Genomic DNA, 24,396 nt, shown 5'->3' on the forward strand with positions numbered 1-24,396 from the left:
CATGTCCTATATCTACCCAGCCCGCTACTTGGCCGGCGTCATATATCTCACGTTGTAGAGCGGCAGTAGCGTCTGGTTCAAGTTGAGCGAGAAGCCCGATACGCCATTCTTCATCGCCGTGGTGATGCGGTAGTTGAAGAGCCAGTCGGCCGGCGCATCCTCGCTCACCAAGCGCGCGGCCTTAGCCAGCAACGCGTCACGCTCGGAATCGCTGGAGGCGGCCATCGCCTGATTGTAGTAGTCCTTGACTTTCTGATTGCTGTAGTTGTAGTAGTACGTGTCCTGAGTCCACTGCGAGAAGTCGTGGCTTTCGTTGTGGTCGACCAGCGATAGGTCGTAGTCCTTGTTCTTGAGCACGTCCTGCAGCCAAGTGGAGAACTCGACCACGTTGACCTTCAAATCGATGCCGATGGGTTTGAGCTGGCTGCGCAACTGGTCGCCAAGCTCAGTGCCGTAGGTGTTGGCATAGGTCAGCCGCAATTGAAGCGGATGGTCGGGGGTATAGCCGGCCTCCTTCATCAGCGTTTTGGCCTTGTCGACGTTGTGCGGGTAAAGACCGGTCAGATCCTCGTATCCTGGGTCGAGCGAGGGAATCGGCCCGCCCAGCGGTTTGTCGGCCCCGCCGCGCGAGGCGATAAGCTGCTTGTGGTCAATGGCATAGCGAATGGCCTGACGCACACGCACGTCCGAGGTCTTGGCACCCTTGGAATTCATGGCGAGCACGTACTTGTCGGTGTCGTCACCGGCCGCGACGCGATAATGAGCACTGTCTTTTACAAAAGGTTCCGCGAGGTTCTCGGTCACCGGCGCAAGAACCTGAACATCGCCGGATTTCAGCGCATTGACGGCCGCATTGTCATCGCCGAAAAAGCGCAGAACGATGGTCGGGGTGACGGCCTTGTGCGCACCCCAGTATTTCGGATTGGCCTTCAACGTGATGGAATCGTTCGGTACGAATTTGACGACGGTATACGGCCCCGATCCCATCGCTTGCGTCTTCATGTCATAGTGGGCGTTCTTGTCGAACACGAGTCCTGGTCGGCAAGCCAGCTCCCACAGAAGATTGGCATAAGGCGCGGTCAAATCGAGTTTCACCGTATCGGCATCCGTGGCCGTCACCGACTTGAAGTTCATGAGCGATTCGGAATCGTGATAATGTTTGGACACCAGTTCGTTGATGGACCACGCCACGTCATTGGCATCGAGTGTGTCGCCGTTGGAGAAGTTCATGCCGCGGTTGAGATGGAACGTATAGCTCGTGCCGTCGGCGCTCTTCTCCCAGCTTTTGGCCAGCCCCGGCACGACCTTGTTATTGGAATCGCGGGTGACAAGCCCTTCGTAGACGTTGCCGACGAGTACCTGGTCGAGCGATGAGCCGGACTGGTTGCGGATATCGAGGTTCGTGGGGGCAAGTTTGAGCCCGATGGTCACGGAATCAGCTTTATGCCACCTGGGCACGCCATCACTGACCTTTTGATTGCCGCGAATCACCACGAAAGCGACGATAAGCGCCACCACGACGACTACCGCGACAATCACCCAGACCCAGCCCTTTTTCTTGTTTTTTCCAGCCTTGCTGCCATTGCTACCGGAACCGTGGCCAGCGTTGCCGCCTTTGACGTGCGCGTTGAGCGTCTCATCGGTGCTGCCCGCATTGTTTACGCCAGCTTTGTTATCGGAGCTATTACTAGCGCCCTCGTTTGCGACGGCATTTCCCGAATTCGAAGGCTCGTCGGCAATATTCGTCTGAGTGCCGCTTGCATTCATGGAGGTACCGGTAACGTTGTCGTCTCCGACTCTTTCCGAATCATCAGCGATATTGGTATTCCCAGCGTTTTGCGAACTACCGACAGCATTCGCCGAACTTCTGTCAGCGTTTGCCGCCGTTCCGCTTTCGTTGGTGCCTGTTACGTTGTTATCGGTTGCGTCGTTTTCGCTGTACGCACCTGAGTTGGTAGGCATACTTTCCTCTTTGATAGATATTATTAACTTCGCTAGCCGCCCTTACGGGTCGTCTGCGGTTTCCATCATACGAATACCGATAGATTTACGCCTCCGGCAGCGTATGATGGAAACGCAACACCGGCGACAAAGCGTTCGTTGCATTGTGCCAATGAAACGAAGGGAAGGCGGGCGAAATGTTACTCGCGATTGATATCGGCAACACGAACATCGAAATCGGCGTGGTGGACGACAGCTCTCCCGCCGCCACCATCACCGACACCTGGCGCATCACCACCAAGACCTTCCGTACCAGCGACGAATATGGCCTGCTTCTGCTTCAGTTCCTTGAATCGGGTGGCTACACTCCCGATGACGTCGAGGACGTCATCATCGCTTCGGTGGTGCCGCAGATCATGCATTCCTTCCGTTCCAGCATCGTCAAATTCCTTGATATCGATCCGATCATCGTCGGCCCGGGCGTCAAATCCGGGCTTTCCATCCGCCTGGATGACCCGAAATCATTGGGCGCGGATTGCTTGGCGGACTGCGTCGGCGCGTTCGAAATATACGGTGGCCCTGTTTTGGTCGCGGATTTCGGTACGGCGACCACGTTCAATTACGTCGATGTCAACAAGGCCATCACCGCCGGCCTGATCAGCCCCGGATTGCAGACCTCGATTAGTTCGTTGGTTTCCGGCACCGCCCAACTTCCAGAAGTGGAAATCACCAGACCGGATTCCATACTGGCCAAAGGCACCAAAACGGCCATGCAGGCGGGGTTATATTACAACTTCCTTGGTGGCATCGAACACACCGTCGAGCAGTTCCATCGTGAGATAGATGAGGATTTCAAAGTAATCGCCACGGGTGGCCTCGGCTCGATTTTCAAGGATGACACCGACGCCATCGACGTTTACGACCCTGATCTGATCTTCAAGGGCATGTCGGCCATCTATCGACTCAACGCCTGAACGGCACGCTAACCGCTAACCGGCATCATTGCATCATAAAGCCCTGATTCGTGCCGTACTCCTTGATGTCCTTCTGCCATAGCGTAATTCCGTACATCAGGCTGATCTTGGGACCAGGGTCCTCCGGAAGCTTCAGCGGGCTTCCGTCGGTGTTCACCTGTCCGACGTTGATCTGATTCTGGACTTTCTGCAAGGCACGATCGGCATTCGTCCACTTGTAGGACTGCCCCACCGTCGCACGGAAATCTCCTCGTGCGTAGACCTCGAACGGCAAATACTGATAACCCAACGACACGTTCTCGGCAGCACGCGAAAGCACGCGGTTGAACTGCTGACCCCCGAAATACGGAACATCAATGCCGCGCGAATCCTGAATCGTGGTTTTGGTAAGGAACTGATGGCTATTCAACGTCGCCTTGTCGGCGGGGAACGCACCGCCATCCACACGTTTGGATATGCCGGACTGGTCCAGGCAGACATAGCGGATGAAACGCATCGCAGCTTCGGGCTTGCGTGTCAGATGCAGCACGGCGAGCGCCGATCCCCCGTTCTCTGCATTGGTCTGCGAGCCATCGGCCGTCGGCATCGGGGCGACACGCCAAAGTCCCGCGCTTCCGGGCACATCGGAAAGCAGCAACGAAGGCATCCATGCCCCCGAAAACACCGAAGCGACCGACCCTTGGGCAAGCGCGTCTTTCCATCCATCGGACCAGGTGTTGAGCTGGGTGTCGATAAGCCCTTCGTCGATCATTTTCTGCCAGAATGCCGTAAAAGACTGCGTCCCCTGGTCATCGGAAAGGTTGACGGTCACGGTTTTGCCGTCGCCGCTGGTATGGAACGGACGGCCGCCATTGAGCCAGATCATCGCATTGTAGAAGCTCGCGTCCCCGGCGTCCGCCGCGATGTAGACGCCTATGGCCTTGAGCTTTTTGGCGGCTTCGTAATAATCGTTCCACGTGTGTATCTGCGAGGCGTCCACCCCGGCCTGACGGAAGACATCATCATTATAGAAAAAGGCCATGGGTCCGGAATCCATCGGCACCCCGTAGACCCGGCCGTTCATGTGCACGCTCGACCACGTACCCGGCGTGTAGTTGTCGCCGTACCCTTGCGTCTGGTCGGTGATGTCACGCAACTGGCCGCTTACGGCGTACTGCGGCAGGGCGAAATACTCGAGCTGCACCACGTCAGGCATATTATAGCCGTCCTGGATGGCGGAATTGAGATTGTCGTAACCGCTGGTGGCTTTGATATCCACACGGATATCGGGATTGGCGCGCTCGAAATCGCGGGCTTCGGCCTTCATGCTCGGTTCCCACGACCAGACCGTGACCACGGTGCGGTTGTCCTGCTGGCCGCAGGCGGCCGTTGTGGCGAGCAATATGAACATGGAAGTCAACGCCGCAAGCAGCTTCAGGCGCCAACGTGCTTTCATGCCATCACTCCCCGGTCGTTCCATCTTGTCAACATCGAGATTACACCATGGCCGAAAACGTTGAAAACGACGGGCCAAGCACCCGAGCCTCTTTTCGGCTACCTTTGTTTCCGTTGGATTTCGTCGGTCTTTTCCGACTTTCGACGATGCGCGACCTGCTTGGAACCGTACCAATTCAGCCGAGCGGAACCCGTGAAATGAATGTACGCGGTTCATGGCTGACCGGATCGACAAAACGCACCGAACGCGCCACCAGTTGCAGCGGATTCGAAAAATCCGCATAATCAGGTTGCGTGATGTTCGGATACAAATCATCGCCTTTGATTGGCAGGCCCAATGAATTCATGTGAACCCGCAACTGATGCGTTTTCCCGGTTTGGGGACGGAGCAGGTAACGACGATAACCCTGAGTGACGATCCCTCCTTCGGTATCGCCCAGCTCGATGACCGTTTCGGCGTTGACAAGACCCGGAATTTCGTAGGCCTGCAGCCGGCCGCGGTCTTTGACGATATGCGAGCGCCGTTTCAACGGGAAAACTGCGGGAGGACTAAGCTTGCTGAGCGTTCCGGTTTTGGGGACGGCTATAGGCCTGCAGGGTGCAAGACATTCGTAGACTTTCTCTACCCGATGCTCCTGAAACAGCATCTGGTAGTCCCGACGCCTTTCCGGATTGCGCACAAACAGCACCACACCGGCAGTCAGGCGGTCGAGCCGGTGCGCCGGCGTGATCTGCGGCTCCTTAAAGTGCTTGCGCAACCTGACCAACGCCGTCTGCCGGTACCACATTCCCCGCGGCGTAGTGGCCAGGAAATGCGGCTTGTCCACCACGATGATGTTGTCGTCCTCGTAAAGAACCGTCAACGCAAACGGCACTTCCGGTTCATCGAAAACAAAGCGATGTCCTGATTGCAAAATGTATTACTCAACCGTCACAGACTTGGCGAGGTTGCGCGGCTTGTCGACGTCATAGCCTTTGAGCTTGGCCACATCCAGCGCAAAGAGCTGCAACGGCACCACATCGACCAGCGGGCTTAAAAGCGTCGGACATTCGGGCCGCCAGAAGACGATATCCGCATACTTCTCCGCGTCCGGATCGCCGACTTCCGCCACGGCGATGGTGAAGGCACCACGCGCCTTGACCTCTTCGATAGCGGAGATGACTTTGTTGTGCAAGACGTTTCTGCCACGCGAGGACGGAACGATGACCACGACCGGCTCGCCTTCCTCGACCAGCGCGATAGGCCCGTGCTTGAGCTCGCCGGCGGCGAATCCCTCGGTGAAGGTGTAGGCGATCTCCTTGAGTTTCAGCGCGCCCTCCATGGCCACCGGGTAGCCGACATGACGTCCGAGGAAGAGGAACGACTTGGCATTGAGCAGTTTCTTTGCCGCGTCGTTGACGGCTCCCGCTTCGTTGTCGAGCACCCACTGGATCTTGCCCGGCATGGCCTTGAGCTGGTCCAAGATCTGGTGAATCTCGTCACGATACAGCGTGCCTTTGATCTGCGCGAAATAAAGGCCAAGGAGGTAGGCGGCCACGATCTGCGAGACGAAGGCCTTGGTGGAGGCCACGGCTATTTCCGGGCCGGCATGTGTATAGAGCACGGCGTCGGATTCGCGCGGAATCGTGGAACCCTGGGTATTGCAGATGGCGAGCACGCGCGACCCTTGTTCGCGGGCATGGCGCAATGCCATCAGCGTGTCCATGGTCTCGCCGGACTGCGAGATGGCGACCACCAGCGTGCGCGGGGTCAGAATCGGGTCGCGATAGCGGAATTCGTGCGCGAGCTCGACCTCGACGGGAATGCGCACCCAGTGCTCGATGGCGTATTTGGCCACCATCCCTGCGTAACTAGCGGTACCACAAGCCACAACGATGATCTTGTCGATCTGCTTGAACGTCTCTGGATCGATATGCAGCTCGTCGAGCTTGATGTCCCCGTCTTCGTCGAAGCGACCCAGCAACGTATTACGAACTGCCGCAGGGTCCTCGTGGATTTCCTTGTCCATAAAGGAGTCCCAGCCACCCTTTTCGGAAGCGCTGGCGTCCCAGTCGACGGTAAACCGCTTGGAATCGGTGACGGGGTTGCCATCGAAATCGGTGACCGTCACCGTGTCGCCGGAAATGCAGACCGCCTGGTCCTGATCGAGTTCCATCGCCTCTTTGGTATAGGCGACGAACGCCGCGACATCGGAACCAAGGAAGTTCTCGCCGTCGCCAAGGCCGACAACCAATGGCGAATCATGTCGGGCGCCGACCACGATATCGGGCTGGCGAATGTCCACCGCCAGAATGGTGAATGCGCCGGAAAGCATCCGTGCCATACGTCGCAGCGCCTCGAAAAGATCAGGCTTTCCGGTCTCTTCGACGATGATGTTGGCGATTTTGCCCAGTAGTTTCGCAGCGACCTCGGTATCGGTGGCGGAAGCGAAGGTATACCCCTCGCTCTGCAGATCCATCCGCAGTTTCTCGGCATTTTCGATGATGCCGTTATGAATGATGGCGATCTTGCCGTCCTGGCTGGTATGCGGGTGCGCGTTGACGTCGCTGGGCTCACCGTTCGTGGCCCAACGGGTATGGCCGATGCCTACGGTCGCGTCCGGCATGGGGCTGCGTTTGATGTCTTCGGCAAGATTGGCCAGCCGACCTGATTTCTTGCGTACGGCAACGGTTTGCATTCCGGGAGCCGCCAAAGCCACGCCGGCCGAATCATATCCACGATATTCAAGGCGTTCGAGCCCTTGCATACACACTTCCAGCGGTTTCCCGCAAGCTGTCTTGTTTCCTGCAAATCCAACGATTCCACACATAGCTTTCCACTCTACGTGATGCTCGTGAAATGAAACACCCTCCTTGCGAAAGTTTCACTTGGCTGTGCGCAACCGTTTACAGCACATGACTCAGGAAATCCTTGAAACGGGGCTCTTGGGGGTTGTCTATAATTTCGGGGCCGCCGTGTTCGACCACCACGCCTCCATCCATGAAGACGATCTGGTCGCCCACTTCGCGGGCGAATCCGATCTCGTGGGTCACCACGATCATCGTCATGCCGGCGTCGGCAAGCGAGCGCATCACACCGAGCACTTCCCCTACGAGCTCCGGGTCAAGCGCCGATGTCGGCTCGTCGAAAAGCATGATCTTGGGGTTCATGGCCAGCGCGCGGGCGATGGCGACGCGCTGCTGCTGCCCGCCGGAAAGCTGCATCGGATAATAATCGGCACGATCGGCCATACCCACGCGCTCCAGCTCTTTCATGGCCTGTTCGCGGGCCTGTTTCTTGGGCACCTTGGCGACATGCACCGGCGCCTCCATCACGTTTTCAAGCACGGTGCGGTGCGGGAAGAGGTTGAACCGTTGGAAGACCATTCCAAGCTTTTCTCGCTGTTTGGCGATCTCCTTGTCGCTTAGGGTCTGCAGCTCGTCTTTGCCGCCGTGGTTGACGTGCTTGTAGCCGATGAGTTCACCGTCGACCTCGATGCTGCCGCCGGTCAGGGTTTCAAGCTGGTTGATCAGACGCAGGAACGTGGATTTGCCGGATCCGGAAGGACCCAGAATCACGGTCACCGTGCCCGGCATCACCGTCATGTCAATGCCTTTGAGCACATGGAGGCTGCCGAACGCCTTGTGCACCTGCGCCGCTTTGACCGCAGGGACAGCGCCACGTTCCAGAGCGGATTGCACATCATTGTCGTTTGTCATCATAGCCATCGCCGTATCGTCGTTATTCATATTCCTCGCTTCCCCTATGCGTTCAATCCAAGAAACGCCGTCTCGCCACCGGCAGCGGCAGTCTTTGCGGCAGGTTTGTCGACTTCGCCATCGTCGTCGCCAGCGGACGGTCCGTTGGCCCCTTCGTTGAATCCCTTGCCGAAGTAGCGTTCGAGCCAGGCCTGCGCGACCATGAGGATCGAAGTGATCACCAGATACCAGAAGCATGCCACCATGAGCAGCGGAATCGGCTTGTAGATGCGGTTGGCGATGGCGTTGGTGGCGAACTGGATTTCGAGGCTGAACGGCACCGCGGAGACCAGCGAGGTGGTCTTGAGCATGCTGATGACCTCGTTGCCGGTAGGCGGCACGATGATGCGCATGGCCTGCGGCAGAATCACACGACGCATGATCATCGTTCGCGGCATGCCCAGCGCTTCGGCGGCCTCGCTCTGCCCCGGATCGACGGCTTCAAGTCCCGCACGGACGATTTCGGCCAGATAAGCCGATTCGTTCAGGGCCAGGCCGGTCATCGCTGCAAGGAAACCAGGCTGGATGATCTTGTTGAGCTGAGCGGTGTCCATCTGCCAGAAATTGATGTTGGTGAAGGGAATGCCCAGCGAAATCGTTGGGATCAGCACAGCGAAAAGACCCCAAAACACAAGCTGCGTATACACAGGCGTGCCGCGGAAGAACCAGATCCAGAACCAGCTCACGCCACGCAGCACCGGGTTGACGGACTTGCGCATCACCGCCAGCAGCACGGCCAGCACGATGGCAATGAGCATGGAAGTCACCGTCAGGATGAGCGTCCAGCCGATGCCGTTGAGGACATGCTCATTGAATAGGTATTTCCAGACGGTGGGCCAATCGAACTTCTTATTGGTCACCATCCCATGTGCGAGCATCACCGCCAAAAGCGCAACAATGATGCCGGCGATCAGCGATCCGGGACGATGCACCGGCCTCGCGTGAATCCGATTGGGAATATCAAGCCCATCCGATTGACTTTTGTGTGCCATGCCGCACCTTTCCTCTTACTGACGCTTAAAATCCGTTTTGTGTTTCAACAACCGAAACACTCATAGAACATATTTGTATATTATACGAAGCTACGCATAATTGTGTTGTTATCTCATATTCGGAAACGACTAAGACGAATCAATCCCGCACCAGGGCATTACGATGACGAACAATCACCCGTCCGCACCAATTACAACAACGTAAAGAGCCAACAGCACCTGCAATATCAACAATCACCGCAATACCAAGAAGGTCCGGCCGACACCCGCAGGCATCGGCCGAACCTCCCATCCACAACGCCAACTATTTACTTGACGTCGCTGTAATCGTTGATCTTGGCTTCCTTGATGGCGCCGGACTCGTCACCCCAGGACTTGAGGATCTTCATATACGTACCGTCGTCCATCAGCTTCTGCAGCGCGGCCTGCACGGCCTTCGCGGTCTGCATGTCGCCCTTCTTGACCACCACGGCCTCAGGGGTCATGTTGAAGGCCTTGCCCAGCAGCTCAAGCTGGTCGCCGTTCTGTTTGACGGCATAGCCCGAAACCGGGGAGTCGGCACAGAACGCATCGGCCTTGCCGGTGGCCACGTTGGTCGCCACCACGGTCTGTTCCTTCATCGACTGGATATCAATGGCCTTCTTACCGGAAGCGGTGCACTGCTGGCTCAGGTTCTTCACCGTGGTCTCGTGAACGGTGCCGGTCTGCACGGCCACGCTGTGCCCGCAAAGATTGTCGATCGAAAGCTTCTTGGGGTTGCCTTTCTGCACGGCGAAGGAGGCACCAACGTTGAGGAAGGAAACGAATTCGCCGGCATCCTTACGGGCGGGATCCATGGTGAAGCCGGAAATGCCGACATCATATTTCGAGCCGATGCCCGGCATGATGGAATCGAATTCGGCGGAGGTCGGGTCGAATTTCAAGCCGAAGACGGCCGCAAGCGCCTTGGCCACGTCCATGTCATAGCCAATCGGCGTCTTGCCGTCCTTGTCAAGGAATTCGGCAGGCGCATAATCCGGCGAGACTCCGACGGTGAACTTGCCGTCCTTCGTAACCGAATCCGGCAGCATCGCGGCGATCTTGTCGTCCTTTTTGACCGAGCTGGTGTTGGAGGCACTGCTTTTCGGAGTGGCGCTTTTGTCGCTTTCGTCGGTGGTACCGCACGCCGCAACGCTCGCCAACATCGCCGTGGCACAGACTCCAGCCAGAATGCCCTTTATTGTCTTTGAAATATTGAACGACATATCGAATCCTCTCTGAGGCGGATTCGGACGGTCCGCCTTCTTCTTATAAATGAATAATATACTCATTCATGTATTTTATGCAAAATTACCGTCTCAATAAATGGACATTCCAAACATTTATCTGGATTTCAACGCACCAGCTTGTTCTTGTAACGCATCGCACGTAGAGCCTCACGCTTGTCTTCCGCCTCACGCAGGGACTGGCGTTTGTCGTATTCCTTCTTGCCTTGGGCCAGCGCGATTTCGGCTTTGACACGACCATCCTTGAAATAGAGGCTCAACGGCACGATCGTGTAGCCTTTGGCTTCGGTTTGGCGACTGAGTTTGGCGATCTGCGAGGCATGCAGCAACAGCTTGCGTTTGCGCTTTGGCGCGTGGTTGTTCCATGTGCCGTTGAGATATTCGGGAATATTCGCACCTTCCAGCCACATCTCACCATTGCGGTCGATGGAAACGAACGATTCGGCCAATGACGCGCGACCTTCACGCAACGATTTGACCTCAGTGCCGGTCAAGACCAGACCTGCCTCGTAATGATCTTCGATAGTATAGTTGTGCCGCGCCTTGCGGTTCTGCGCAATCATCTGCGTTCCTTGTTCCTTCGCCATGTCTCTCCCCTTTGTCTTTTATCCCGCGTTCTTGCTCATCAATATGACCTGACCATAGCATAGGCGCGTCACCCCCGACTGGGGGAGCGACGCGCCCAAACGATTCAACGATGCAATGCGGTCCTATTCGGTAACCTCACTGCCACCGATGTTTAATAATGCACGTATTCATAGGCACCAGGATTGCTCACCGGTTCCATGAAGCCCTGATTGGCGCCGAAACCGACACCGCCTTCGGAAATCATGATATAGCCGTTGCCTACGGCCTCCACCACAGCGACATGGCCACATGCCGCATTGGCGTGCCAGGTGCCACGCGTCATGCTGGGAATCGCCTGGCCGGGGCGGAAGACCACGGCCGCGCCGACATGCGGCGTGTTGTTGACCAGATAGCCGAGCCTGCGGCCGGTGTCACCCCAGCTGCCGCCGTTGCCCATGTATGAACCCGCGGGAAGCCCCAGCTGGTGACGACGAAGGTAAGCCCACAAGGTGCACTGGCGGGAAGGATAGGCATTGCCCGAATCCCCCGTCGGATGGCCATAGCAGAAGCCTTGCACCCCCCAGCAATTGCCGGGCACGCTGTAGTTCATGCCGCTGGCACTGACCGGAGCGGAGGGCTGATACACAGGGGCAGGCGGCTGGTATGCCGGAGCCGATGGCCTGGAAACAGACGGTTTGTTGTAAACGTGGCTTCCCTGCTGCCCATTGGCACGCGGATCGTAATTGTTGCTGGTCGCCGCCACCGCCGAAGCCATCTGCGCGTGGATCTGCGCCTGCATGGTCACCAATTCTGCCGCGTTGCGGGCGGATTGCGTGGTCAGCTCGCCTTTTTGCGATTCCAGATCATCGCGTTCGCTCATTCCCTTGTTGAGCAGGTCCTGCAGGCTCGCCTGCTTGGCCTGCGCATCCTGAGCGGCCTGCTGTGCGCTAGCGGCCTGGTTGTCGGCCTCGACCTTCAATTTGGAAATCTGTTGCTCGATGGCTTCAAGACGCTGCTTACGGTTCTGCGAGGAATTCAAGGTATTGGCATCCTCGTCGGCCGCATTGGCCTCGCTGCGCTTGACGGCTGCCTGGGATTGCATCTTGTCGACGAAGTCCTGCGTGGTTGACGACTTGGTCACCACATCCATCACCTGTGTGGCCTGTGAAGCATGGAAGCTATCGCGGGCGACTTGCGCGACACCGGCCTTGGCATCGTCATAGTCCATACCGGTCTGCTTGATCTGGGCTTCCAGATCGTCCTTGTCCTTGATGGCCGCATCCAGACGATCGGACGCCGCCTTGGCCGCATCCTGAGCTTGCGAGGCGTTGTTCTGCGCATCATCGGCGGACTGCTGGGCCGCCGGAAGCTGATTGTTGTTCAGGTCGTCCAGCTCGATGATCTTGGAGGCAAGTGTAGAGCTGACTCCGGCGAGCTGGGCCTTGAGATTGTTGGTTTCCTGCTGCTTTCGTTGATAGTCCTGTGAGGTGACGGCCCGGGCCGGGGCGACGCCAAACGTCAGTCCCGCAGTGACACAGGTCGAGAGCATGGCGATAGCAAATACCGATCCTATCAATGCACGTATCCGTCTAGTAGCTTTAAGCACAACTAAAACCTTTCCTAAAGTTCATGACTCTCGCATTATAGCAAACGTATTTCAATGTGTTCAATGAGGGCTATATTTTCAAGACCAAGCGGCATGCACCATCAGACTTGCAGATAGCGATGCAGGGAAATCGTGGAAACGACCGCCGAAAGCAGCATCGCACCCAAAATAAGGGCGGGCGCGATAAGCCATACCGTCGCCTGGTTGACGAACGGCATCCACTGCACCGTCTTGGCCAGCCAATCGGTGATGAACAGTTTGACGATCGCGCTCAGGGCCACGCAAGACAAAAGCGATCCCAGGAACGAGGCCAACACACCTTCGAGTACGAACGGCAATCGAATCGTCCAGTTCGAGGCGCCGACCAGCCGCATGATCTCGGTCTCGTTTTTCCTGCTCGCCGCACTCATGCGAATGGTGATCGCCGTAAGTAGGACGGCCACGACCACCATCACCGCCGCCAGAACCAACGTGACCACGGTCCCCTTGTTGAGCACCGCGAAAACAGGGTCGAAAATCTGGCGTTGATCGAGCACTTCCTCGACGCCCTGACTGCCGGTCAACGTTTCGGAAACTTCTTGGTACTTGGTCGGATCCTTCAATTTAAGCCGCAATGAATCCTGCATATCCGCGGCGGTCAACGTGCGGCCCTGATAGATGCCGTTGGGGTATTGCTTCAGGAACGTGTTCTTGTAGAAATCCTCACGGCTTTCGTAGGTGATCTTCGAGACCACGTTACCCAAATCGTCATGGATCTTGTCCTGCAGCTGGACAATCTCCTGTTTGGTCGGTGCCTTGCCCGCCGAGCAGTTGGCCACCTGACTGGTGCCGTCCGGGCAGAGCCAGACAACAACTTCCACCTCTTTGTACCAATCGCCTTTGGCCTTGGTGATCTGCGCCTGCATCAGGCCGGAAGCCCCGATGAAAAGGAAGGAGATGAAAGTGACCAGCAACACGGAAAGAATCATCGAGACGTTCTGCCTCAGACTTGTCCATGTTTCAGAAAGGATAAACCGTGCTCTCATTTCCGCTCCTCCGAAATGTCGCCGCTTTGGCGGGTTTGGTTGCCCTGGGTCTTGTTGTCTGCGTTGGATTTGTTGTCAACCGGCTTGGACTTGTGTTGCGCAGGCGGTACCGGCGGTGCAGGAATGGCCGGAATCGATTTCGTTGTCTTCGTGCCATTGGTGACATTCTGCGGTTTTCTGGCGTTTTCGGCGTTCTGCGAAGTTGCGCTCGATGCCGAATTTGTGCTGCGGCCTTTGCCGTGTTTGCCATGCTGTTCAGCTTGAGCAGTGCCGGAAGCCGGGTGCGCATCACCCTCGGACTTGCCGGTCTGTGCCTTTGCTGGTAACGATGAGGCGCCGGGCTTGATATGCTCCTTTTGTTTAGAGGCCGCGTTTGAAGACGTATCGTTTTGTTTCGATTCACCATTGTCGGCATCAGGTTCATTCGCACTGGTCATTTCTTCGTGCGTCAGGCCTTTGCCCCAGGTCATCGTGGTCTCAGCCGACTGGAACGCCTCGCCGTATCGTCCCTTCCGTCCTGAATGCATGGCATTGGCAAGACGGGCGATGCCCTCATTTTCGGCGGTTCCGTTGTTCACCGCACTGGCCACGGCATCCATGGCCTGCTTGGCGACGGTGGAACGGTCGCTGACGGTCTCACCGGCCGACACGTTTGGTAATTCACTGATTGCGTGAGCCTGTGAACTTTGCGGCCGTTTGTATTTATTGGTGGCAGGATCAATGACCTGCTTGGCTTTGGACTCCACTTCGGCGTCCGGGAAGTATCGGGCAGAATCGTAACTGCCCTTGGCCTCGTCACGTACGATCTTGCCTGCGTGCAGCTCGACCACACGCTTGCGCATGGAATTGACGATCTCCTCGTTGTGAGTCGCCATCACGATGGTGGTACCAGTGCGGTTGATGGCGTCCAAGACCTCCATGATGCCCAAGGACGTGGTCGGGTCGAGGTTACCGGTGGGCTCGTCGGCCAGAAGGATCTGCGGATGGTTGACATAGGCGCGGGCGATGGCTACACGTTGGGCCTCACCACCGGAAAGCTCGTGCGGGTAATTCTTTTCCTTGCCCGTAAGCCCCACGGTTTCAAGGACTTTGGGAACCAGCGACTTGATGGTCGAACGCCGAGTGCCGATGACTTCAAGGGCAAAGGCGACATTCTCCCAGACCGTCTTGTTGTTCAGAAGCTTGTAGTCCTGGAAAATGAAGCCGATGGAACGGCGGTACTGCGGAATCTGCCGGGAGGTCAGGCGTCGCAAATCGTTTCCGGCCACGCGGATTTCGCCGTCTGTGGCTTCCTCTTCACGCAACAGCAAGCTCAGCAATGTCGTTTTGCCGGAACCCGACGCACCCACGAGGAAGACGAAATCGCCCCGCTCGATATTCAGATTGATGTCTTTGAGAGCCGGCCGTGTGCCCTTCGGATAGATCTTCGTGACCTTGTCCAACGTGATCAACGCCATAATGCCGTTTCCTTACTATGTTCCGATGCATTCAAATCTAAAGACATCGGCACCGCCGACTGTCCTGATTTCCTTGAAATGACTGAAAGTCTTTACTTTTTATCGTTGTCTTCAGCCTGTTCGGCTTCCAAAGCTGCCTGACGGCGCTGTTCGTGGCGCCAACGGATGCCGGCGTCGATGAACCCGTTGATATCGCCGTCAAAGACGGCCTGCGTCTGGCTGGTCTCGTAGCCGGTGCGCAGGTCCTTGACCATCTGGTAAGGATGCAATACATACGAGCGCATCTGATCGCCCCAACTGGCCTTGATGTCACCGGCCAGTTCCTTTTTCTTCTTGGCTTCCTCTTCGTGACGGAGCACCAGAAGACGGGACTGGAGCACGGCCATGGCGGCGGCGCGGTTCTGTATCTGGCTGCGTTCGTCCTGCATGGTCACCACAATGCCGGTGGGCAAATGGGTGATGCGCACCGCAGAATAGGTGGTGTTGACACCCTGTCCGCCGGGGCCGGACGAGCAGTAGGTGTCCACGCGAATATCGGAATCAGGGATGTCGATATGATCGGTCTCCTCAACCAACGGCACCACCTCGACGGCGGCGAAGCTGGTCTGGCGACGGCCCTGGTTGTCGAACGGCGAGATACGAACCAAACGATGTGTGCCGCCTTCCACGGAAAGGCGGCCGTAGGCATACGGTGCGTCGACCTCAAAAGTAGCCGATTTGATGCCGGCCTCTTCGGCGTAGGACGTGTCCATGACCTTGGCCTTGTAACCGTTGCGCTCGGCCCAGCGCAGGTACATGCGCAGCAGCATCTGCGCGAAATCGGCGGCATCAACACCACCGGCGCCGCTTCGGATGGTCACTACGGCACTGCGCTCGTCGTATTCGCCGTCGAGCAGCGTCTGGATCTCCATCTCGTCGAGATCCTTCTGCAGTGCGTCGACGCCGTTCTGCGCCTCTTTCATCGAATCGGGATCATCTTCCTCCTGACCCAACTCGTAAAGCGTCTCAATATCGTCAAGCCTGCTCGAAAGCGAATCGAGCTTCTTGATCAGTCCCTGCTTGTTGGAAAGCCGACTGGTAACCTTCTGCGCGTTGTCAACATCATCCCAGAGATTCGGCGCCGATGCCTCTTTCTCCAGATCCTTGATCTCGGACTTCAACCTGTCGACATCCAGCGCCTTTTCAATGGTCTCGTATTTCGTACGCGCCTCGCCCAAAGCCTGGGAAAAATCAAATTCTGCCATTGCACTCCACCTTATAATTACTCGCTGAAAACTCTCTGACCGTCCGTTTCACGGCAAAACCGCTACATATCGAACCTGGTTGCGGCGATCCTCACTGCCCACGCATTACGGCGTACATGTCATTGCCTCAATGGAATCCAACACCGCAAAACCCGCCGTTCGATACCACCGGTTTGCCGCCAAAACGTATGCAAGGTCGTCAAAGACCGGCATAGATTGCAGGAATCACCAGCGCGAGCAGCATGGCCGCAGCCACGACGATGCAGATCGCGCGCACGATATTGCGGCGACGGCCCTCGCGGCGCTCGCGTTCGTTCCTGTAATCACTCACAATCTTTCATTGTATCGAGCATGTGGGATTTAAGTTCCGACAACTGACATTGTGGGACGGGATATACAATGCTTCGGCACCCTTACCGGCTGAGCCGTCAAGCAGGAAGTCCAATGGACTTCCCGCAGGCGAAGTGAGCGCGATGTATCGAGTGCGAAAGCAAAATCTCCGATTTTGCGTAGGCCAAGCTTTACGCCTCAGCATCGCATATCCCGTCCCACAACTCAACATAGAAAATAGAGCAATATTCTAGCCATCAAATCATGGGTCATATAAGGACAAATATGCGGGTTTGCGCTAGATTAGAAACATATTTATTTCAACAACGAAGCTAAAAGGAGCGAATATGAGTGACGAACGGACGGCTTGGGGCTGGGGGCTGGCCTCGATCGACGAGGCGGGCAACACGCTGGACGTGTGGTATCCGAAATTGGAAATGGGTTCGGCACCAGTCGAAGCCGACCGTCCCCGCCACGAATTCGACGCCCTAGTACGCACCAAAGTCGACGAACGCGGAGTGCGCCGCATGCCTGTGTTTACTGTTTCTTCGTTGGACTCCCCCATTGCCGACGCGGCCGACGCCTACCTGCGCCTGCATCTGCTGAGCATGTGCATGGTCGAGCCAAACACCATCAATCTGGACGGTATCTTTGCCAAGTTGGCCAACGTCGTTTGGACCAATTACGGACCGTTCGCCGCCGAGAGCTTCGCGCTGCGCAAGATGGACGTGATGAATGCGGTCGCGCGTTCCAGCCGGGACGCAAGCGGCATGCCCTCCCCCCACATCGATGTCAACGTGCTCGGCGTCGACAAGTTCCCGCGCATGGTCGACTACGTGGTACCAGAGGGCGTACGCATCGGCGACGCGGACCGGGTACGTCTCGGAGCGCACCTTGCTCCCGGCACTACGGTGATGCACGCCGGTTTCGTCAACTTCAACGCCGGCACGCTCGGTACCTGCATGATCGAAGGCCGGGTCTCACAGGGTGTCACCGTCGGCAACGGATCGGATGTCGGCGGCGGTTCGTCGATCATGGGCACGCTTTCCGGCGGCGGCAAGCTGCGCAACTCCATCGGCGAGCACAGCTTGCTCGGCGCGAACGCCGGCATCGGCATTTCGCTGGGTGACAACTGTGTGGTGGAAGCGGGGCTCTATGTCACGGCCGGCACCAAGATCACCGTTCACGACAAGGCCAGGATCGCCGCCGGTGAACCGCTGGATGTCGTCAAGGGCTCCGAACTTTCAGGCAAAGACAACATTCTCTTCATTCGCAATTCGGTGAGCGGCGCCATTGAGGCCCGCTACCGCAAGGTCGGTATCGCCCTGAACGAGAAGCTGCATAAGAACTCATAATCCAAACCATAGGTCAATAATCCCGTATACGTTCACGATTCTACGTTGAGAGTGCGCATTTTGCCTTCCTCAACGTTTGTTCGTGGCTTATGCGGGATTTTTCTTTCTGTGCAAGCTTCAATCCAAGTTTCCAGCACTCAATTTCATAATCCGTACTTTCGACGTTTAGCGCCGTGTATTCAATACCGTAAAAACAAAAACCTGAGATTCCGCAATTGCTCATTATCGGTCCAGGCTCCTGGACGATACGTAAAAAGCCGCCACCTTGCTTCTTAATTTCAAATCTATAGCTTTTGGCTACACCGGCACATAAAACGGCGTCGACAAACGCTTAACCTTGCGAGCATTGTCGTCAGCGTTGGTCCATCGGCACGTAATCGCGCTCGACCTCGCCGGTATAGACCTGGCGAGGGCGGCCGATCTTGGTCTGTGGATCGGCCAGCATCTCACGGTACTGCGCGATCCATCCGGGGATACGACCAAGTGCAAACAGCGGGGTGAACATCGGGGCATCAAAACCGATGACCCGGTAAATCAGGCCGGTGTAGAAATCGACATTCGGATAAAGGTGACGCGAGACGAAATAATCGTCGTGTGTGGCGATGTCCTCAAGTTCCGTGGCGATGTCGAAAAGCGCACGTTCGTCGGCAGGCAGGCGGCTATCGACATCCCCGCGCGCCATAAGCCGCTCAAGATAGTGCTTGGCAACCACCGCGCGTGGGTCATAACATTTGTAGACACGATGGCCCAAACCGGAAATGCGCACACCGTTCTTTTTCGCGTTTTCGACGAATCGGCCGACGCTTTCACCAGAATCGCGGATGACCTCGAGCTGCTTCAACACGGCCTCATTGGCACCGCCATGAAGAGGACCAGAAAGCGCGTTGACACCTGCGGCCACCGCCGAATACAGGTTGGCATGAGCGCTGCCGGCGATACGTACCACGGAAGTCGAGCAGTTCTGCTCGTGATCAGCATGGATGATCAGCAAACGGCCCAGGGCATGAACGGACAATTCGTCCGATTCGTACGGCTCGTATGGCACCGCGAAGCACATCCGCAGAAAATCGTCGACATAACCACGGGCGATATCGGGATAGAGCATTGGTTCGTCACGCCGGCGACGATAAATATAGCTGACAATGGTACGGGCCTTGGCCATGATGATGCGCGCCGACTCATCCAACTGGTCGGGATCGTTGATATCGGTGGTGTCAGGGTAGAAGGCCGCGAGCGCATTGATTGCGGAGGCGAGCACACTCATGGGTTGGGCGGCACGCGGGAACGAAGCCATGAAGCTGCGGAAGTCCTCGCCTACCATGGTGCGATGGTTCAGATCGGCGCAGAACCGCCCGTATTCGGCTTTACTCGGGAGCTCACCATGCTGCAGCAACCATGCCACCTCAAGAAAATCGGATTGTTCACACAACTGCTCGATCGGATAGCCGCGGTAGCGCAGAATGGAATTCTGACCGTCGATGAAGGTGATTTTCGACTCGCACTGGGCCGTGGTCAAAAAGCCCGGATCAAGGGTGACGAACCCGTCATTCTGAAGGCTGGAAACGACAATGCCATCGGCACCTTCCGTGGCTTTGACTATAGGCAGATCGAACTTGCTCGTATCCACATTGAGTTTTGCCTCTACCATGACTTCCACCTTCCTTTGCCACCCCGATTGCCGGCGTATTCACCATGTTCCTGCATAGTTGCATAAAACAGACAAAATCGAAAACATTGCCGCAGCCAATCAGGGATTGAACATACCTTATTGCATGAATGTAAACTGGCGCAACCGATGTCCACGTTCCGTACATTTGCAAGGTCTCAGGAAACAGACCGGCAGAACAATAAAAAACGGCATCCGCGCTTCACGTTACGAATGCCGCCTGAACAAAGGAGTGTCTTGTCAAGCCAATGACTACTCACGAACCGTCAGGATCTCCGGCCCGTTGTCGGTGATGGCGATGGTATGCTCGCTGTGGGCCCCGTTGGAGCCATCAGAGCTGCGCAGCGTCCAGCCGTCCTTGGCGTCCTGATAGATCTCGTCGGTGGTCTTCATGAACCACGGCTCGATGGCGATCGTCAGACCCGGACGCAGCTTGTAGCCGTGATGGGCCTTGCCGTCGTTGGGAACGAACGGGTCACCGTGCATGACATGGCCGATGCCGTGGCCGCCGAACTCCATGTTGACGGTATAACCGTGTTCGTGGGCCACATCGCCGACGGCTGCGGACACGTCGCCCAGACGGTTGCCGGATTGCGCCGCGGCGATACCGGCCGCGAGTGCTTCTTCGGTGCACTTGATCAATGCGATATCCTCCGGATTCGGGTCTTTGCCGACCACAAAGCTGACTGCCGAATCACCACACCATCCGTCGACGCTGATGGCCAGATCAAGGCTGATCAAGTCGCCGTCTTTCAGGGCATAATCGTACGGAACGCCGTGCAGAACGGCATCGTTGACCGAAGTGCAAATGTAATGCTTGAACGGGCCAGTACCGAAATCGGGGGCGTAATCCACATAGCAGGACTCAGCGCCCTTGCGGCTTTCGATACGACGACGGACAAGGTCGTCAATCTCGAGCAGATTGGTGCCGACCTTGGTGGTTTCCTGCAACTCCTTGAGGATGCTGCCGACGAAGCGGCCGGCCACCTTCATCGAAGCGATTTCCTTTGGCGTTTTCAATTCAATCATGCCTTCACCCTACTTCGCCAACCCAACAAACCTGCGGCCAAAAAGACAATCAAGCCAACATCGAGCGCAATCACGCTCTTTTATGTAAACGGTGGCCTATGTCCAGCGGAATTCGTTTGTTTTCCGTAATTTTCGGGGTATCAAGCCTGTATCGGTGCCTCCAACCCTATGACGAACTTACATTCCAATAAGATTAGGGGCACAAACGTAAGTTTGTACCCCTAATGCACCAGCAAAGTGAATATTCCCATTTGCTAAAGGCACACGTCCGTGTCCTTGCCTAATACACCGGCAAAATAATTGCCAACGAGGAATATTCTGCTATTCACACCCGATTGCGCGCTGTAACCTGCACGAAAGGAAGTAAACCACCCCGTCAGTTCTTACCGAATCAGTTCTTGCCGAAACGGAAGGCGCGGATGATGGCGAGGATGCCCATGATCACCATGGAGATGCCGGCGAATACGACCAGCACAATCACCGAAGTGAACGGCGAGAAGAGCACGACGATGCCGGCGAGGATGGAGATGATCGCATAGAAGATCGCCCAACCGGACTTCGGCAGACGCCAGGTTTCGACCAATGCCATGATGCCTTCCATGATCCAGCCGATGCCAACGGTAAGGGTGACCAGAATCGTCAGCAAGGCGGTGGAAATCGCAGTGTTCTTGAGCATGATCACACCACCGATCACCAAGAGGAGGCCGACAAGGATGTCAAGCACGCGCCAGCCGCCCGGCAATCCGTTTTCGACGATGGCACCGATAACACGGATGACGCCGGAGACCACGAAGTAGGCGCCAAGGACAACAGCCACGGCCACCAGCGTCTTGCCTGGCCAGACCAGCAGCGCGATACCGAGCAACAGGGCAACAATGCCGACAACACCATAGACGATGCGAATGGTCTTCTTGGCCTGATTGGGCAGCCATTCCTCAGCCAGTTTGAAGGGGTTCATACGCCACCACTCATTGCTGCCGGGTTGTGCTTTCCAACTCTTGCTGCTACCTGCGGTCGGCCCGCCATTGTTGGGCTGCTGACCGTTCTGTGCATATTGGTATTGGCCGCTCTGATTGTTGTTGGCGTAAGGATTGCCGTTGGGATACTGCTGACCGTATTGGTTGGGGTTGGCCGCATAAGGGCCATACCCGTTGGAGGCATACCCGTTGTTGTAAGGGCCCTGATTCGGATTCTGGCCTTGTGCGTTGTTGTACATATAGGGATTGGCATTCGGCCCGCCCTGGGGAGCGCCACCTTGGTTGCCCTGATACTGGCCATACTGCGGATTGCCATTTCCTGGTTGGTTCTGGCCGTTCATGCCATTGGACGCATACGCCCCATATTCCGGCTGTCCGTTTGGTTGCGCACGATTATTGTTGTTGCCTTCATTGACGTTTGGATCATTATCGTTCACATTGGCGTCTGACATGTCGACTCCTTATCATCATTCATTCCACCAGAAAATCCCACAGTGGCGGATCACTTCGACTACCGCTTAATCTAACAGATAAACCATAAAGACTATTCCTGAAAACCAGCTGGGTAACAGACGAACAAGCAGCCTACCCAAATCAATCCCCTCGTTTCCTTTCGGTTTTTCTTCGGCTTTTCTTTCAAACTCAACACCCCGTTCTTGTCAGCGAACACCGATACAGTAAAGCCATGTCTACACCTTTGATTTCAGGCCTTGATACGACCTCATTCTCCAGCACCATCAGTCCCGGCGACGACCTTTTCCGATTCGTCAACGGACCATGGATCGACACCTATGAGCTTCCCGACGACCGGTCACGTTATGGCGCTTTTGACAAGCTAGCCGAAGACGCGGAAGACCAAATCCGCGATATCCTCGAAGACGAGAACTGCCCCGCCCACAAATCGCAAAGCCTGTACCGTGCATTCCTCGATACCGATGCCATCGAAGCGGCCGGCATCAGCCCTATCAAGGATGCGCTCAACCGTATCGACAATGCCAGTGACAAGGCCGAGCTCACCAAGGTCTTGGGAGAGCTGAGCACGGTCGGCGGCCCTGACTTCTTCGATTGCGGCGTTTACGGTGACCCGGGCGACCCCGAACACAACATCCTTCATATCGAGCAGGGTGGCATCGGTTTGCCCGATGAAGCCTACTATCGCGAGGATCATTACGCACCGATCCGCGAACAGTACGTGCATATGGTCACCAAGCTGTTGATGCTGGCCGATTACGGCGATAGCGCGAAAAGCGAGGCAGACGCCAAGCGTTTCCTTGAAATCGAGACCAAGATCGCCGCGAACCATTGGGACAATGTGGCCACCCGTGACTCGCAGAAGACCTACAACCCCACTGATTTCGAGAAACTGAGCTCCACGCTTTCGCATTTCGACCTTGCCTCATGGCTTGAGGCGTGGCAGCGATCCTACAATGCACTGCCCGCCGCCAAGGCGCAACCGCTGGATCTCATCGCATCATTCAGGCGCACCATCGTGCACGAGCCGAGCTTCCTTTCGGGATTCGACAAGTTCTGGGATCAGAGCGAGCTTGAAGATCTGAAACTCTGGGCACGCGTGACCATGATCAGCGGTTCGGCAAGCACCCTGAGCAGCGATTTCGACAAGACCCAATTCGACTTCTACGGCAAGGTGCTTTCCGGCGCCAAGCAACAGCGGGACCGCTGGAAGCGCGCTGTCTCCCTGGTCAACGGCATCTGCGGCGAGGAAGTCGGCCGCGAATATGTTCGCCTCCACTTCCCTGAAAGCTCCAAAAAGCGGATGGAACAGCTGGTCTCCAACATCATCGAGGCCTATCGTGTCTCCATCTCTGGCAGCACATGGCTGGGTGAGGCGACCAAGGCCAAGGCTTTGGAAAAGCTCTCGAAGTTCACCCCGATGATCGGCTACACCAATCACTGGCGCGATTACACCGCCCTCGCTATCAAGGCTGAAATGAGCCTGGTCGAAGACCTCAACGCCGCCGTCGCCTATGAGACCGGATTCCAGTTCTCCAAGGTCGGCCAAGTCGTCGACCGCGAAGAATGGCTGATGAACCCACAAACCGTCAACGCCTATTACGAGCCGTCCATGAACGTCATCGTCTTCCCTGCGGCCATTCTCCAGCCCCCGTTCTTTAACCCCGATGCCGATGACGCCGCCAACTATGGTGGCATCGGCGCGGTCATCGGCCACGAGATCGGGCATGGCTTCGACGACCAGGGCAGCCAGTACGACGGCGACGGTAAGCTCAACGACTGGTGGAGCGCCGATGACAAGGCGAACTTCCAAAAGCTCACCACCGCTCTAATCAACCAATACAACGGATTCATCCCTTCCCAACTTCAAGAGAAGTATGCCGATGACTTGGATCAGGCCCCACACGTCAACGGAGCATTGACCATCGGCGAGAACATCGGCGATTTGAGCGGCGTCAATATCAGCCTGAAGGCCTACGCCTTCGCGCTTGACAAGGCCGCTGGCCGACCCGTTGATGGCTCTCCGGAAGCGGTCGCCGCATCACTGGCGAGCGCACCACAAATCGACGGTTATACCGGTCTGCAGCGCTTCTTCCTGAGCTACGCATCCATCTGGCGCACCGCACAACGGGAGGAACTGACCGAACAGTACCTGCAAATCGATCCGCACTCCCCTGCCGAATTCCGCACCAACGGTATCGTGCGCAATGTGGACCTCTACTACAAGGCATTCGATGTGCAGCCCAACAACAAGCTGTGGCTTGACCCGGAGCTTCGCGTATCAATTTGGTAGGAGTAAAACCTCCAGCTTGTTTGTTACCCAAC

The 24,396-nt window shown here is 56.6% G+C and carries 19 protein-coding genes; 3 read left to right on the forward strand and 16 right to left on the reverse strand.

The window, feature by feature from the left end; genetic code table 11:
• Nucleotides 1-24 precede the first annotated feature (24 nt).
• The gene (locus PT275_RS04190) at nt 25-1,962 is read right to left on the reverse strand and encodes an ABC transporter substrate-binding protein (protein ID WP_277152632.1); all 1,938 of its coding nucleotides are present in this window, start codon (nt 1,960-1,962) and stop codon (nt 25-27) included.
• A 176-nt stretch (nt 1,963-2,138) separates the two neighbouring features.
• Here PT275_RS04190 and PT275_RS04195 point away from each other — a divergent pair, with 176 nt between their 5' ends.
• Complete coding sequence (locus PT275_RS04195) at nt 2,139-2,915, forward strand: type III pantothenate kinase (protein ID WP_277152634.1); 777 nt, start codon at nt 2,139-2,141, stop codon at nt 2,913-2,915.
• Nucleotides 2,916-2,940: 25 nt separating this feature from the next.
• Here PT275_RS04195 and PT275_RS04200 read toward each other — a convergent pair whose 3' ends face one another.
• From PT275_RS04200 to PT275_RS04255, 12 genes are all read right to left on the reverse strand, one after another.
• Nucleotides 2,941-4,350 (reverse strand): sugar ABC transporter substrate-binding protein, encoded by a 1,410-nt coding sequence (locus tag PT275_RS04200; protein WP_277152636.1) that lies wholly within the window; start codon nt 4,348-4,350, stop codon nt 2,941-2,943.
• 175 nt (nt 4,351-4,525) lie between these two features.
• Nucleotides 4,526-5,263: a pseudouridine synthase gene (locus tag PT275_RS04205; RefSeq protein ID WP_277152639.1), complete on the reverse strand. Its 738-nt coding sequence runs from the start codon at nt 5,261-5,263 to the stop codon at nt 4,526-4,528.
• A 6-nt stretch (nt 5,264-5,269) separates the two neighbouring features.
• Nucleotides 5,270-7,159: a glutamine--fructose-6-phosphate transaminase (isomerizing) gene (gene glmS / locus PT275_RS04210; RefSeq protein WP_277152641.1), complete on the reverse strand. Its 1,890-nt coding sequence runs from the start codon at nt 7,157-7,159 to the stop codon at nt 5,270-5,272.
• 76 nt (nt 7,160-7,235) lie between these two features.
• The gene (locus PT275_RS04215) at nt 7,236-8,057 is read right to left on the reverse strand and encodes an amino acid ABC transporter ATP-binding protein (RefSeq protein ID WP_277153659.1); all 822 of its coding nucleotides are present in this window, start codon (nt 8,055-8,057) and stop codon (nt 7,236-7,238) included.
• 35 nt (nt 8,058-8,092) lie between these two features.
• Nucleotides 8,093-9,079, reverse strand: coding sequence for an amino acid ABC transporter permease (locus PT275_RS04220; RefSeq protein WP_348519505.1), 987 nt, complete (start codon nt 9,077-9,079; stop codon nt 8,093-8,095).
• A 308-nt stretch (nt 9,080-9,387) separates the two neighbouring features.
• Complete coding sequence (locus tag PT275_RS04225) at nt 9,388-10,323, reverse strand: ABC transporter substrate-binding protein (protein WP_277153660.1); 936 nt, start codon at nt 10,321-10,323, stop codon at nt 9,388-9,390.
• 128 nt (nt 10,324-10,451) lie between these two features.
• A complete protein-coding gene (gene smpB, locus PT275_RS04230; protein WP_277152643.1) occupies nt 10,452-10,931 on the reverse strand; it encodes an SsrA-binding protein SmpB in 480 nt (159 codons plus the stop codon).
• A 152-nt stretch (nt 10,932-11,083) separates the two neighbouring features.
• Nucleotides 11,084-12,517, reverse strand: a complete 1,434-nt coding sequence (locus tag PT275_RS04235; RefSeq protein WP_348519506.1) for a CHAP domain-containing protein — start codon at nt 12,515-12,517, stop codon at nt 11,084-11,086.
• Nucleotides 12,518-12,618: 101 nt separating this feature from the next.
• Entirely contained in the window at nt 12,619-13,542 is a 924-nt protein-coding gene (gene ftsX, locus PT275_RS04240; RefSeq protein WP_277152645.1) for a permease-like cell division protein FtsX, read from the reverse strand.
• Entirely contained in the window at nt 13,539-14,999 is a 1,461-nt protein-coding gene (gene ftsE, locus PT275_RS04245) for a cell division ATP-binding protein FtsE (protein WP_277152647.1), read from the reverse strand. Before ftsE ends, ftsX begins: the two co-directional genes overlap by 4 nt.
• 92 nt (nt 15,000-15,091) lie before the next feature.
• On the reverse strand, nt 15,092-16,243 hold the full coding sequence (gene prfB, locus PT275_RS04250) for a peptide chain release factor 2 (RefSeq protein WP_277152649.1): 1,152 nt from the start codon (nt 16,241-16,243) through the stop codon (nt 15,092-15,094).
• Nucleotides 16,244-16,442: 199 nt separating this feature from the next.
• Nucleotides 16,443-16,574, reverse strand: a complete 132-nt coding sequence (locus PT275_RS04255; protein ID WP_277152651.1) for a hypothetical protein — start codon at nt 16,572-16,574, stop codon at nt 16,443-16,445.
• 346 nt (nt 16,575-16,920) lie between these two features.
• On the opposite strand from PT275_RS04255, the gene dapD reads away from it, so the two are divergent.
• The gene (gene dapD, locus PT275_RS04260) at nt 16,921-17,928 is read left to right on the forward strand and encodes a 2,3,4,5-tetrahydropyridine-2,6-dicarboxylate N-succinyltransferase (protein WP_277152653.1); all 1,008 of its coding nucleotides are present in this window, start codon (nt 16,921-16,923) and stop codon (nt 17,926-17,928) included.
• A 352-nt stretch (nt 17,929-18,280) separates the two neighbouring features.
• Here the strand turns inward: dapD and PT275_RS04265 are convergent, their stop codons facing one another.
• From PT275_RS04265 to PT275_RS04275, 3 genes are all read right to left on the reverse strand, one after another.
• Entirely contained in the window at nt 18,281-19,576 is a 1,296-nt protein-coding gene (locus PT275_RS04265; protein ID WP_277152655.1) for a citrate synthase, read from the reverse strand.
• Between the two features lie 270 nt (nt 19,577-19,846).
• Nucleotides 19,847-20,623: a type I methionyl aminopeptidase gene (map, locus tag PT275_RS04270; protein WP_277152657.1), complete on the reverse strand. Its 777-nt coding sequence runs from the start codon at nt 20,621-20,623 to the stop codon at nt 19,847-19,849.
• A 391-nt stretch (nt 20,624-21,014) separates the two neighbouring features.
• Nucleotides 21,015-22,052 (reverse strand): DUF308 domain-containing protein, encoded by a 1,038-nt coding sequence (locus tag PT275_RS04275; RefSeq protein WP_277152659.1) that lies wholly within the window; start codon nt 22,050-22,052, stop codon nt 21,015-21,017.
• A gap of 233 nt (nt 22,053-22,285) precedes the next feature.
• Here PT275_RS04275 and PT275_RS04280 point away from each other — a divergent pair, with 233 nt between their 5' ends.
• Complete coding sequence (locus PT275_RS04280; RefSeq protein ID WP_277152661.1) at nt 22,286-24,364, forward strand: M13-type metalloendopeptidase; 2,079 nt, start codon at nt 22,286-22,288, stop codon at nt 24,362-24,364.
• Nucleotides 24,365-24,396 lie beyond the last annotated feature (32 nt).

Origin of the sequence: Bifidobacterium sp. ESL0745 (genome assembly GCF_029433335.1) — a bacterium.
In the GTDB taxonomy this organism is placed as follows: Bacteria; Actinomycetota; Actinomycetes; order Actinomycetales; family Bifidobacteriaceae; genus Bifidobacterium.